This window comes from Clostridium sp. (assembly GCF_051650885.1).
Lineage (GTDB): Bacteria > Bacillota > Clostridia > Clostridiales > Clostridiaceae > Clostridium.
In genome coordinates, this window is sequence record NZ_JBOFRG010000290.1 from 1 (window position 1) to 12,191 (window position 12,191).

Annotated in this window: 6 protein-coding genes; 1 reads left to right on the forward strand and 5 read right to left on the reverse strand. The window is 28.2% G+C overall.

Annotated features, from left to right (window positions below; genetic code table 11):
* From ACRC28_RS13860 to ACRC28_RS13880, 5 genes are all read right to left on the reverse strand, one after another.
* A partial coding sequence (locus ACRC28_RS13860) for a DUF7507 domain-containing protein (protein WP_438544038.1) occupies positions 1–1,558 on the reverse strand: 1,558 nt, incomplete at its 3' end.
* Positions 1,559–1,722: 164 nt separating this feature from the next.
* Positions 1,723–5,886 (reverse strand): DUF6923 family protein, encoded by a 4,164-nt coding sequence (locus ACRC28_RS13865; RefSeq protein ID WP_438544039.1) that lies wholly within the window; start codon positions 5,884–5,886, stop codon positions 1,723–1,725.
* Between the two features lie 608 nt (positions 5,887–6,494).
* Complete coding sequence (locus ACRC28_RS13870; protein ID WP_438544040.1) at positions 6,495–6,965, reverse strand: hypothetical protein; 471 nt, start codon at positions 6,963–6,965, stop codon at positions 6,495–6,497.
* A 123-nt stretch (positions 6,966–7,088) separates the two neighbouring features.
* Entirely contained in the window at positions 7,089–7,493 is a 405-nt protein-coding gene (locus ACRC28_RS13875) for a hypothetical protein (protein WP_438544041.1), read from the reverse strand.
* A gap of 73 nt (positions 7,494–7,566) precedes the next feature.
* A complete protein-coding gene (locus tag ACRC28_RS13880) occupies positions 7,567–11,529 on the reverse strand; it encodes a hypothetical protein (protein ID WP_438544042.1) in 3,963 nt (1,320 codons plus the stop codon).
* Between the two features lie 133 nt (positions 11,530–11,662).
* Here ACRC28_RS13880 and ACRC28_RS13885 point away from each other — a divergent pair, with 133 nt between their 5' ends.
* On the forward strand, positions 11,663–12,148 hold the full coding sequence (locus ACRC28_RS13885; RefSeq protein WP_438544043.1) for a carboxypeptidase-like regulatory domain-containing protein: 486 nt from the start codon (positions 11,663–11,665) through the stop codon (positions 12,146–12,148).
* Positions 12,149–12,191: the final 43 nt, after the last annotated feature.

The window sequence follows — 12,191 nt, forward strand, 5'->3', positions numbered from 1 at the left end:
CAGGTGCTGCACTTCCATTTAATTTAAGTGTTCCTGCATTTAAAGTAGTTCCACTTGGAACTGTATCTTTAAATAAAACACTTGTTGCATTAACATTTCCTGTATTTTTAAGAACTATTGTATATGGAATAACATCTCCAACTTTTCCATTAGTCTTAGGTGTTGATTTTATAAGTCCACCCGAACCATTAGTTATAGATGCTTGTGCAACTGTGGTACTTACAATATTAGTTAAGTTTTGGTCAGATTTTACTGCACCATTTACAGTATAATCGTAAGCTATTTTCCCTGAGTTTGGAATTGGATTTATAGCTGGAATTGTATTTACAGTTACTCTTATAGTTACTGTTTTAACAGAACCTGCTCCTATATTTCCAAGGTTTATTCCTGTAGTTGGATTTCCACCCCCTACTAAACTTCCATCAACTGAAACATCTACTAATGTAGTATCTGTTGGTACTGTATCTGTAAAAATAACATTGTCGGCACTAATATTTCCTGTATTTTGAACCTTTATTGTATAAGTTATAGTTTCTCCTACAGCCGCATAAGATTTATCTACTGATTTTACTAATCCACCAGAAATAGTATCAATAGTTGCTGTGACTATTGTAGTTGTAACTACATTTGATCCAGATTTAGCGGTTGCACCATTTACAGAAGCTGGATCTTTTGTATAATTATAATCAATTATTGCTTGGTTATCTGCTTTGTTTGGATTAGGAATAGATGTAACAGAAACTGTAAATACAACTACTTTAGTCTGCCCAGAAGCTAAAGAACCTAAAGATATTCCTGTACTTGGATTTCCAGATGTATTTGTTCCATCAATTGTTACATTATTAGATTGGAATACTGTCCCTTGAGGAATAGTATCTTTTAATGTAACATTATTAGCTGATACATTTCCTGTATTTTTAATTGTGATTGTATAAGTTAAAACATCTAAAACATCAGCCTCAAGCTTATCAACTGCTTTAACAAGACCACCATCAACATTGCTTATAACTGCTTCATTTACATAGCTTTCAACTGTATTTGAAAGATTACTTGCACTACTTGAACTTGGAGTAGTTGGATCGTAAACAAAATCATAGTTTATTAAAGCAGAGTTTGGAATAGTGTTACTTCCAGCAGGTGGAATACTATTTACTAAGACTTTGAAAATTACTGTTGCTACACCATTTGGTGCTATTGTTCCAACACTTAACCCAACATCAGGAGTAGTTCCACTTGCGACACCATTAACTGTGGCACTGCCTGCTATATAGCTAGTATATCCTGGTATTGTATCTTTAAATATAACTGATACTGCATCTACATTACCAGTATTCTTTAGAACAACTGTATAAGTTATAGTATCTCCTAAAATAACGTAGGTTTTATCTAGACTTTTAGTTAATCCACCACTTTCATTTTGGATTATAGCTCTATTTACTTGAGTATAAACTGTATTACTATTAATAGCACCAGGAAGAGTTGTCCCTGGAGTTACTTCATATTGATAGTCTAAATACCCCGCGTTAGGAATAGGATTAGGATTTGGTAAAGTTACCATTTATTTTATCCCTCCTTGAATTATAAATCTTCACGTTATATCTTATTCACCGATATAGTTTTCAGTTAATACAATAAACGTTTTATTTCACTATATTATTTTATTTTTTCTTCTTAATAATGTTCTATAAAAAAGCACCTTCATTAAAATAATGAAGGTATTTTTTATATACAAAGTACCTTTACTTTAAAAGATACTGTTTTTACTGTTTTTTCATTTATATTTCCAATATTTACTCCACTAACAATGTTTGCACCATAAAGAACAGTACCATTAACTTCTATAGAATCATCTATAAAAATTACTCCATTTGGTATAGTATCCCTTAAGATAACATTTTTAGCTACTGTGTTACCTAGATTTTCTATACAGAAGGTATAGGTTACAATATCACCACATATTGTAAAAGCCTTATCAACTTTTTTTCTTGTTGAACTTAGTTCAGCATTATTTACTTTTGTTAATACAACATTTGAATTTGTATTTTCATTTCTTAAAATAGTATTTGAAATGCTATAAGAATAGGTTGAATATGCTCTATTTTCAATATAGTCATTTGAAGGAAGTGTAGTTATAAGAACTTTAAATGTAATGGTATTAGTTTCATTTACATTTAGCTTAGAGATAGGAATATTAGTTATATCTAAAAGTGGCATGTTTATATTATTTATATAAATGCTATTAGATATAAAACTTGTATTTTGAGGAAGGGTATCTGAGATAGTTATATTTATACAGGGCGTATTTCCATTATTTTTTATGATTAGGGTATATAATAGTTCTTCATTTAAATCACTAAAAATATTATCTACTGATTTTACAATGGATACTTCCCCATAGTTTATAGTTGTTCCTACAATGTTGGTTAATAAATTAATGCTTTTGTATTCATTAGTTGTATCATTTAATAAAAACTCTCCATTTACAATGGCAGAATTTAAAATAGGGTTAGCTTGTGGGATAGTATTTACCAAGCATTTAAAGCTTATAGTATAGTTACTATTTTTACTTATTGAAGGAAGATAGAATCCTAATGGTGCTTCAGGAGTTTTTCCTATTTGTACTATATTGTTAAAGGTTAAAGTATCGTGTATAAAGGTTAGTTCATCAGGGATAGTATCTATAAATCTGAAATTTAAAATATCTTTATTTCCTTCAGTAGAGAAGGTGATTGTATAAGTTAGTACTTCATTTAGTGTACTAAATTCATCTGAAACAGTTTTTATAGCATTTTTAATGTTTCCATAGTTTATCTCTGTTAAAGCATTATTAGATAAAGTACTTCTATGAGTTCTTTCTCCAGTAATTGTATTTGTTACAAAATCAAATGTTATATTTAAAGCATTTGAAACTGGATTTACTAAGGGGATGGTTGTGGCTATACATGAAAATGTTACTGTAACTATATCTCCAACTGGAACTGTTCCAATATATAGACCAAGAGGGGGACTTAGAGATGCACCGATTATATTAGTTCCATTTAAGAAGAGGCTATTATTAATAAAGCTCATTCCATTTGGAATTGTATCAAATAATCTAGCATTAAAAACAGTTCCTGATAAATTGTTTTTACCTCTAAGTGTATAAACGATTGTATCCCCAAGAGTTACATGGGATTTATCTACAAACTTAATAGGATTTATATTATCATTCACTAAAGTTTCAATAGAATTACTTTCTATTGAATTTGAGGAGGTTACTAAGGCTATAGGATTTACTATAAAGTTATATCCTAATAAAAAACTATTTAAAATTGGATTAACTGAAGGAATTGTTGTTATAAGAGCATTGAAGGTTAAGGTAGTTGTAGAATTTTTAGGGATATTGTTTAAAGGAAGTGGAACTCCACTTGTAAAAGATGGCTTCAAAACTCCATTTTCATAAAAGCTATTTGGAACTAATGATAAGCCTTCTAATAAAGTATCAACAAAGACTACATTTGTAGCTAAGGTATTTCCAGTATTTTTAATGGTCATCGTATATAAAACTATATCACCTACAAAGCTATTATTCATATCTACTTTCTTATTTAAATTTAAAATTACATCATTAATAGTTGTTGAAACTATATTTGATGTTGAATCTTTAACTTTAGAGCTTGTATTAGAAACGTTGTATCTAAAAATCCCCTGTGCTTTGTTTAAGATAGGATTTATAAGTGGAAGTTCATATACTTTAACTTGAAAGGTTATTGTCGATATATTATTAGGTAATAAATTAGTTACAGGAATTAACTCAGGTATAATACCTGGATTGTTAATATTATTTATATAGACACTATTATTTAAAAAATATACCCCTATAGGTAGGGTATCGACTATATTTATATTTACAATAGTTGTACCAGTATTTTTTACTCCTATTGTATATTTGATAATATCATCTATTTTAGCATAATCCTTATCTAAATATTTTTTTATATCAATGCTTCCTGTATTTAAGGTTGTAGAAACTTCATTTGTAATGGAAGAATCTTTTTTTATACTTGGAATAGTATTATTTCCTATATAATCATAGTTTATAGTTCCATTATTTAAAATAATATTAGAGGGAAGGGTTGAATTTACAAGGACTTTGAAGGTTATATAACTCTTTTCGCCAGGAAATATCTGGTTTGGAAGAGTTATAATACTTGAACCATTCCAAGAGATTGAAAAGGTATCTTGATTTAAACTATTACTGATGTAGCTTGTATTTGCAGGAATTGTATCTTTTAATGTTATTGTTCTTGTTACAGTGTTTCCTGTATTTTCAATTTCTATTGTATAGGTTAACTGATCTCCTAAATCACAAGAAGATAAATCAACTGTTTTTTTGCTTTTCAAAATAGCTTGAACAATTGTAGTTGATGCAATTATTGTTTCTGTACTATCACTATATCTAACTCCACCTGCAGTATCTACAAATTCAAAGGAAATAAGTCCTTTATTATAGACTTTGTATGAAGAGGGAACTGTATTTAAAATAACTTTAAATGTAACTGTGTGAACACCAACAGAAATATCACCTAAAAGAACTCCAGTTGGATTTGTTATATTTCCAGAAATTTGAGTATTATCAAGCTTTATTGAATTTAAAATAAAGCTTGTTTCAGATGGAATTGTGTCTATTAAATAAACATTTTCAGCTTTTACATTTCCTATATTATTTAAAATAATAGTATAAGTTATTTCATCATTTATTCCAATTACAGGGGTTGCAGTTTTAATTATTGGATCTTCAAAAATTGCAAAATATATAGGTGCTTGCTTACACCTAGCTCCATCATTTGAACTTGTAGCAATGGTACTAGAAAAATTAGTAACTGTTGCTGTATTTCCTGTTATAGCATACTTTCTAATAGTTCCATCTAAATTGTTTATAGAATAAAGGTTATTATATTTATCAAAAAACTGACCTCCAAAGGCACCTGCCACAACTACATTTGGTGTTACTGTTGTAACTGCACCAGTTGTAGGATTAATTTTTTTTACTATACCTGAATTTAATACCATATAGATATAATTATCGATGGCGTTAAAAGATAAATCTATTCCAACTAAAGTTTCACTTAAAGCTAAACCAAATGGGGAGGTATCTTCTAGGAAATTATTAGCAGGGTCTACAAGAAGACCATAGGTTGCCCTGTTTGGATTTACATCAACTACATACATAGAGCTTATGCCACTTGCATACATGTAAAGATAACCATCTTTATCAACATCTCCGCTAGAATATGAGTTTAAAGGTAAATTCAAGATTGATGGAAATTCAAATAAAATATTGTCACGGCTTCCTCTAAAAAGCTTTGAATTTGTAATATCCCACCCATAGATATTCCCATCAGTTGGATTATATCCAGCTGCATTTAAGCTTGTCCTAGAAGGAGTTGTAAATCCTATCTTTGTATATACTCCAGTTGCTAAATCAATTCTTATAAGTTGACCATCAGCATATTGCCAAGCAAAGGGTGAACAACCGAATAAAGTTGTTATATCATGTCCAAAATCATTATTTCCAAGGTTTGTGTTATTGTTTATCTGAGTATTTGTTATTGAAAGGTCTAATTGACGTTTAGTTGTTGATCCGTTAAAAATAGTTGGTTGTGTAAAATTTGTTGGTGGACATGCAGCATTTATACTTGTAACGGTTTCATAAATAATATATGTCCCTGGGAGAGTAATATTTAAAAATTCATAATAACCTAAACTATCTGTCTGAGTTGTTGTGCAATTATTATTTGGGAATTGTACAACTATAGAACATGAAGAGATGCCTGTATCAGTAACATCATAAATACCATTATGATTTATATCATTGAAAACTCTTCCTGAAATTTTAGCTGGCATAAAAATCTCCTCCTAAAATTTTATTATTAATATAATATGATAGAGTTTTCATATTTTGTGAAAAAAATAAAAAAAGCATCTGTTATTTAGATGCTTTAATTTACCTCAAGATTCAAAATAATTGTTGTATTTATATTTATATTATTAGAACCTACTATATCTACAAAGAGATCTTCAACAAAAGGGGTTATTTTTATTTTTCTACGTCGTTTTAAATCTTCTACTTTATTGTTGTTTATTTTTGGTGGTACTGTAATCTCACCAAATTTTGAATACTTAAATTTACTTGCAAAAACTGTTTTACCAGCAGTATCTGTTATATATTGAAGATTTAGTATATATTCCCCATCAACTATTATTTTTTTCCCTAAAAGGCTTGTGCCATCGTTTCCTCTTCCTTTTATTGTGTCGATTACTGAATAGTCGACTATGTTTGAATCAATGCTTGCTGATATTATACTTTTTAAATTTCCTTTACATTCAGTTATTCTAATAGTGTCATAAAAATTAATTTCTCCAAAAAGAATAGCGTCTTGTGGAAGATTTTTTCTTATACCAACATATTCTATTCCCTCTTTAATATATTTATCTATTTTCCTCGCCTCCTTTTAATCTTCAATTGTAACTATTCCTGAAATTGCAATTAGATATTCACGACAATTTAATTTCTCTAAATAAATATCATCTAGAAATATAGTTGGAATAACTTTATTTGAATACATATATTCATCTGTTAAAGGAACATTTGTTACACAAGGAATTGTAACCCTATCAGTATAAATAAGATCCTTTGAATTCTTTCCTATATACTCAACTCTACAACAAACCTCCCCTTCCACAGCACACCTAACTCCAGTTAATTTCTTTCCATCTGCACCAACACCAAAGGCACCATTTATAAGTCTACTATTAAATAATGTACTTTTAACTGAGCATTTTAAAAAGCTTTCTATTCCTGGTTTTTTAGGTGATAACTTAAACGTTCCGTCAATACTTATATTTTTAAATGCATCTATGTCCTCAGGAATTCTATCTGAAATGCCTGAATACTCTACAAATTCTCTTACATATTTAGCCAAAATACAATCTCCTTTTATATATTAGTTATATAATATATTTTATTTATACTTAAAGTGTTTTAGACTTTTTTAAGCAAAATAATAGACATGGTTAAAGTAAAATCCTATAACCATGTCATTATATTAAGAAAGTAATCCATCTATCTCTATTTTATATCTATCTATATTCTCATCTTTTTGTACTAAAAAACTGAAAGTTCCAAATTCATCAGTTACTGAATATGCAATAACTTGCCTATCTAAAGATCCTGCACATGGCTCATACTTTATAAGGTTAACTACTGCATTTTCAACAGGTGCCTTACAATCACTATATACAGTTCCATAAATCCGATTATAGCATTTCACTTTTACTTCTATATCTCTTCGTATTTGACAGTCTTTTTTAGTAACTCTAAGACATACATTTTCACTATCGATAACTTCAAGATAATCTACAAAGGTTGTAAATTTAAATTTATTTTTTTTAGTACATGTGTTAAGAGAATACTTAGCTTCATGTATACTACAATCACAATTCTCTATCATACAGTCTATACACCCCCTAACCTTTAATCATTAGTTTATTTTATTCAAAATGTTTCTTTATTGTGATAAGATTTTAAATTAACCCTTGAACTGTTAAATTGATACTTAGTTGAACTTGTTTATCATTTATAACCTTGTGGAATACTTGATGAACAATAGAATCTAAGTTTACCTCTTCATTTAAATCATGTTGCTTTGGTAATATTATACTTGTTGAGAATCTTTCTTCATGTATTACCATGTGAACTGATTCCTCCTCAGTATTTGCAATATATTCTATTTTCTCTTCTAGAATACCTCTTATAATAAGCTTGTACCCTGTTAAACTTTCATTTCCAAGAGAAGTGTTATTTATTGTTTTAACTACATAGCTTTTAGTTATTTTAGGAACAACTATAACATCAGTTACTTCTCCTATCCAAACGTCCTCATCATTTAATAGAATATCATGGTCTATTGTAAAGTTTCTAAAGGTTGCAATCTCACCTTCTAAGAATACACGGTTACTTTTTCTTTCACCTATATAAATGTCTTTATTTCCTTCAAGTTCATAAGCATAACTTACTAAGCTTTCTGAAGAAAGTCTTTGCATTCTTTTATAATTTTTATATTCATATTGAGTTGATACTTCTAAAATTGATTTAGGTTCAAGAGGTGGAAGTGGTAATCCTTTTTTAGAATCACCTTTTATTACTTTGCTTCCATTTACAAATATACTAGAAGTTATAGGGATAAAGCCTTTTTCCATATCTTCACTAAAATTCAATTCAAATAAAGGTATAGTTCCATTATTTTCAATAGTTGTTATAAAGTTTACTTTGTCTCCATATGCAAGAACTTTTTTATCAGCAGTTTTTATTAATTTTAAAGAAGCTTTAACTAAATAAATAGAAAATTCCTCTGAGAAAAACTCTTTTTTCATATAACCGTATTTACTATCTAAAAATTCTGAGCTTACACGAACAACACTTCTTACTGAATTTTTAGTATAATCATCCTCATATAAAGAAGAGTATCTTATAAAAACACATTCGCCTTGCTTTAATGTTCCTATAGGAATACCAGATATAAAGCTCATTTCAACAGGATATCCATTTATAGTTAAAGAGTCTTCAATAAAGCCTTCGCCTATAGAGCTATCGTACACCACAATATTTTCAGCAGCATTAGTTCCATCATTTCTAACCGTTATAAGGTTATGAATCTTTTCACCTTTAAGATAGGTTTTTTTAGCAGTAGATTTTGAAATATTTAAAGTATTTAAGCTAATGCTAATTTCACGACCTGTTCCTGTAAATTCTACATTAGTTAAAATATTTTCTTCACCTTCATAAAGAAGATTAATTCGTGGATAAAGTCTCATAGAATTTTTCATAAGCAGTTTATTTAAGCTTATTTTCATACAAATTAAAATAGATTCATCTTTTCCGATATTAGGTAGTGATATTTGTTTATCTAAAGTTGCACCAATAATAACTCGTCTATTTATAGTTAATTCATTTAAATAAATTCCCTCTCTATTGTCTAAATCAAGAAATAATTTAAGTTCTCTTAAATCAATATTTCCATTATTAGATACATATAGATTGTAGTTTAATATTTCACCAACCTCTAAAGAGTCTTTATTTACACTTTCAGTCATTAAAAGTGATGGATTAAATATATTTAAAGATAAATTCTTAGAAAATCCTTTGCTTTTTATTAATGTTCCGCCATCATTCCCATAAAAAGAATAATTAACCTCTGCATTAGCTTCCACATAGTTTGGACATTCTTTAGTTATTTTTGCAAAATATAAAAGTTCTCTTTCTTCATTAACCTTAAGGTTTCCTAGATTAAAAACACCATCGCCATAGCTTTCAGTTTTACCATTTATAGTTATAGAGTTTTCAACAATTTCAATACCTTTAATTTGTTTGTCTATTAATACAACATTATAAGCTTCAGTATTCCCCATATTTCTTAAATGAAGCCTTATAGGAATTCTTTCTCCTGATTTTGCAGCATTATTTGGTGTTTCTTTTGTAAAAATTCCAAGAGTATTATCAATAATAGCACTCTTAACTATTACATCTTCACTTTTACAGGTTACTGTATTTTTTATTTTTTTTGTTCCGTTTTCTCCTCTATATTCATAATAAATTTCTGTAAGTCCCTGGATTGATGATGAATAGGGAATACTTTTAATTTTACATCTAAAGGTTAAATTTATAGATGCACCACCATCTAATTCACCATAAAGAAAACCTTTATAAATATTATAGGGAGTTTCTATTCCATTTATATTTAATGAATTTGGTATAAACTCAAGATTTCTATTTTCTTCCTCTTGTATAAATAATTTTTCACAAGAGAAGTTACCTTCATTTTTAAAGGTTAAATTATAATTAAGTTCATCCCCTATAATTCCATATAACCTATCAACAGTTTTAACTATATTTTTCTTTTTTATAAGAGCACCATTAACAACAAGCTCTTCGCCATAAAAAACTATTTCTTTACTGCAATTTTTACCATCAATTGTATAAGTATAAAAAAGATTGACCTTATTTTTATTTTTATTATATTTAGGAATATCGCAAACTTTAGCTCTATAAGAAATTTCTTTAATTTCTTTGCTATTTATATAGCCAATATTAACTTCTCCAAGAGAGCTTGAATAAATCTTTTCACTGTCTATAAAAAGACTATTTGGTATAAATTCTAAGTAATCTGGAATGGAGTCTTTTATATTAATATTTTCACAACGTATATTTCCAGTATTTCTTAAAGAAATTCTAGTAGTTACTTCATCACCTAAAAAAGCAGTACTCTTGTTTAAGCTTTTTGTAGAAGTTTTTAAATCAGGTGCCTTTATTAAAAGTTTGCTAGATTTTCCATACAACGTTTTATCTTTAAATTCCTCTTTCTCATCAATATCATACTTAAACATTAAAATTGGAATATCATGTGATGTGTCATCCTCAAAATCTACAATTATAGCATCATATTGAATAAGAAAGCTTTCTAATACATTTAAAGTTTCTAATAAAATACCTTGCTCAAGATTTTTATTATAGGCTTTAACTCCATTTATTATAATAGATTCATTTATTATATTATAAGACTTACTACATTTATCCTTTAGTATTATGTCATAAAGCTTTATATTACCAGTATTTTTACCTTCAACAGTAAAAGTAACCTTATCTCCTATTGTTGCTTCTTTTTTAGAACAGACCTTTTTAAAGTCGTCAACTTTTACTAATTTAATATTTAGTGAAGACTCATTACTCTTTACGATTTTATTATAGCATTCATCTTCATTTAGCTTGTTTTCATATTTTAAAGTTACCTTATGTTTTAAAATATCACCTTTTAAAGTGCTGTTTACCTTGATTTTATACTTTATAGAAACTCTTTGGAATAAATGAACTGTTCCAATATTAATACTTTCTAAAGCTCCATCAAAGGAAAGATTATTTTCATTTATCATGATAGAACCTTCAACATAGGATGTTCCATCAGGAATGATATCTCCAATTATAACTTTCTCTCCTGAAGAATTTCCCTTATTCTCTATATCAATACCTACATTTATTTCTTCATCTGTTGTTGCATACTCTTTTTCAAAATAAAATTTTACTTCTCCAAGATTTTGAAAATCTGCCCCCTTAAAAGAAAAGGTTTCAGGATTTGATGAAAATCTAAAAGACTTATCTTCTATATTTAAAAATTCAAGATGTCCTATTGAATAACACTCTGACGTAAAAGGAATATTTATAACAACATTAATATTAACCTCAATAGTGCTTCCAACATGCAAGTCTCCTAAATATACTATGTTATCATCAATTTTAGCTTCAAAGATTTGACCATCTTTAGTAGTGCTTAAAAACACTTTCTCTTGATTAAGATTAGTTTCTTGATTAAATAAAATATTTTTTATTGTATTAAATCCCTTATTTTTTATAAGAAATTTAAAATTTAGAATATTATCATAAGACACAATTTTTTTATCTATAGACTGCAAAAAATCTAAATTATCTGTAACCAATACTTTTTCCTCCTAAAAAAACTATTTATTTAATCTTATGATAAGATATTCTCAATAATTAATACCCATATTAAAATTTTTTCATATATTATATTGTATTTTAAAATTTTAACTACGAAAGGAGTACTTCAAAATGGAATATAATAAACACAATTGTGGTTGTGCACCACAAAACGCAGGATGCTGCGAATACATTTTAGGAAATAGCGCAGACTTACACGTAAATACTAAAGATTGTGAGGTAAGATTAGACTTAACAGTTGAAAAAGCTAATGGTGTTAGAGTTTGGGGTCAAGTTAAAGATTGTTCAGGAATGCCTGTAGCTAACGTATTAGTTAAATTAGTTAAAGTAATGCATTACTGTGGAAGACAAGAATATGTAGGAGTAGCACATACTGTTTCAGATTGTAATGGTTTCTATCAATTTGATTTAACTAACTGTGAAGAAGCTGATTACAAAGTATTAGTTTCTAAGAGTGCAGTAGGAAATGAAAGAGTTGCTAGTTCATCAATGTCATGTAATGTATGCGAACCAGTAGCGCCTCCAATGCCAGATTGTAATTCAATGTACAATTTTGGTTGTGGTGGACACAAACCTTATAAACCATCTTGTAATTAATTTTAAAAGTAGCCCTATGCAAAGTAATTTGTGTAGGGCTACT

Bases quoted from the DNA above. Each gene is read 5' to 3' on its own strand.
- ACRC28_RS13865 (WP_438544039.1), bottom strand. From the start codon at position 5,886: ATGCCAGCTAAAATTTCAGGAAGAGTTTTCAATGATATAAATCATAAT.
- ACRC28_RS13875 (WP_438544041.1), bottom strand. From the start codon at position 7,493: ATGATAGAGAATTGTGATTGTAGTATACATGAAGCTAAGTATTCTCTT.
- ACRC28_RS13885 (WP_438544043.1), top strand. From the start codon at position 11,663: ATGGAATATAATAAACACAATTGTGGTTGTGCACCACAAAACGCAGGA.